This window comes from Gracilibacillus halophilus YIM-C55.5 (genome assembly GCF_000359605.1).
Classification (GTDB): Bacteria; Bacillota; Bacilli; order Bacillales; family Amphibacillaceae; genus Gracilibacillus; species Gracilibacillus halophilus.
The window spans coordinates 1-2067 of the sequence record NZ_APML01000078.1 but is presented as its reverse complement, the minus strand read 5'-3'; the positions used below and the strand labels follow the sequence as shown (position 1 = coordinate 2067).

The 2067-nt window shown below is 34.6% G+C and carries 4 protein-coding genes; all 4 read left to right on the top strand.

Annotated elements, in window-relative coordinates:
• Positions 1-125 precede the first annotated feature (125 nt).
• Entirely contained in the window at positions 126-509 is a 384-nt protein-coding gene (locus tag J416_RS13755; protein WP_003473909.1) for a cytidine deaminase family protein, read from the top strand.
• Positions 510-621: 112 nt separating this feature from the next.
• Complete coding sequence (locus J416_RS16350; protein ID WP_003473907.1) at positions 622-789, top strand: hypothetical protein; 168 nt, start codon at positions 622-624, stop codon at positions 787-789.
• Positions 790-1381: 592 nt separating this feature from the next.
• Positions 1382-1885, top strand: a complete 504-nt coding sequence (locus J416_RS13750; protein WP_040513688.1) for a hypothetical protein — start codon at positions 1382-1384, stop codon at positions 1883-1885.
• Positions 1882-2067: hypothetical protein (locus J416_RS16060; RefSeq protein WP_040513686.1), on the top strand; the 186-nt coding region annotated here is incomplete at its 3' end. The genes J416_RS13750 and J416_RS16060, both read left to right, overlap by 4 nt.

Genomic DNA, 2067 nt, shown 5'->3' with positions numbered 1-2067 from the left:
ACTAAACAAACACCTTGTTCCATTAACGGGTGGCTTTTCTGGAACAAGAGACGTAGACCTTATTGCTATAAAGGGCAGTATAATGGAATAATTCCATATTTAATATTACAGGGGGATGAAAATATATGACATTCGATGAACTTTATCATAAAGCTAAATCAGTGACAAATAACCGAGAACTATCAGAATTTGCTAGTGCGGGTGGAGTAGGAGCTGCAATCCTTTCTGAAAGCGATACCGTATATACGGGTGTGTGTATTGATACTGCCTGCTCAATGGGGTTTTGTGCAGAACATGCAGCAGCTGCATCTATGGTGACTCATGGAGAAAATCGGATAATAAAAATGGTTGCTATTAGTAGTAAAGGGAATATCATACCACCATGTGGGCGCTGCCGTGAATTTATTAGTCAACTTCACACTGACAATCTAAATAATACTGAAGTCATGGTTGATGAAGATGTAATTGTTAAACTCAAAGAACTTATGCCATATGATTGGCGAAAATAATATTGTGCTAACGGGTAGCTCAACTGGAACAAGGAGTTGCCAAAACTAGCAGCTCCTATTGCGCTTAAGGAGCAGGATAGCGACAGAAGAATTCTTGGAAAGGGTGGGGAGAATGACAGAATTAACGTTCTATAAAGATTACAAAAGTAATGAGGAACTAAGAAAAAGTTTTAATGAACTCGCCACTTTGGTTTTTGGTTTAAGTTTTGAAGATTGGTATAAAAAGGGGTATTGGAATAACCGTTTATCCCTTATTCTTATGCTGAAGGGGCTAATGTAATAGCAAATGTTTCAGAGTTAATCTATTGGACTTCGTTATACATGGTGAGAAAAAAGAGCTATACAAATAGAGACAGTTATGACACACCCTGATTATCGAAATCAAGGACTTTCAGTAAGTTTAATGAATAGAGCTATGAAGATGCAATAGTAATTTTCAAGACGGAAGGCAAGCAAATAGACATTTTTGATATTGTTAGTAAAAAAAATCAGCATTGACAACATTCTTTCGAATATTACTAATAGCTACTCTAATAAAATTGTGTTTCACTATACTCATAATTATAAAGGGATTGATACACAAAGTGATATTTTTAATGGAGATGATGTATTATTCGTAAAAACGAGTGGTAGTAACCAGTTTCCTTTAAAATTTAAACATCCTATTACTTCCCAAGCATAAAATTCAACTTTGTGAAGTTTTCTACTTAAAGTAAAGGGCAGGATTATTCAACAAAATTAACATCTTATAATTGAAATTGGGTGAGAGAGATGAAAGGTTTAGTTTGGGCTTTAATGCTTTTTTATGCACTTGTTACCGTATTTTGGATAGCTAACTCACCATATTTATTTTCTCTGTGGGGTATAGTTATATGGCTAGTTTCGATTTTGTTAGGTATTATTGTTTCCACAAATATAAAAGAAAAAAATATAATGAGGAAAATTACATTATATTCAACTTCTTTTATGGTGTTTTTGCTTTTAGTAACAGGGTTGATACATTTAGCGGTTACATCTATGCCATAATTGGTATTGAACTAACGGATGCTAGAGTTCAACCAGGCAATTCATTATCCCGACTTAATAGGATTTGTAAAGGGAAGAATGACACATTTGTTTTGGATTTTGCTAATGAAGCAGAAGACATGCAAAAAGCCTTTGAACCCTATTATGAAGTAACACAATTAGAGGAGGCGACAGATCCCAACGTCCTTTATGACATTCAAACAGAGTTAGATGCTTTTCAGGTATATTCTGATAGTGAGATAGAAGAGGTCGTGGAAATAGAATACAGTGGCAAGCAGAAGAATGCCAAAGTTCAAGAGAAGTTAAATTCGTATTTAGATAAAGCCGTCAATCGTTTTAAGGATGATTGAATGAGGAACAGCAAGATGACTTTAAAGCAGCCTATTCTAAATACATTAGAACCTATTCCTTTGTATTACAAATAGGCCCCTTTGCCGACATCGAATTACACAAGTTGTATGTATTCTTGAATTATCTGTTCAAAAAGCTACCCAAAAAAGCATCAGATGGGATCTATTTCTTTTGGTCTCTA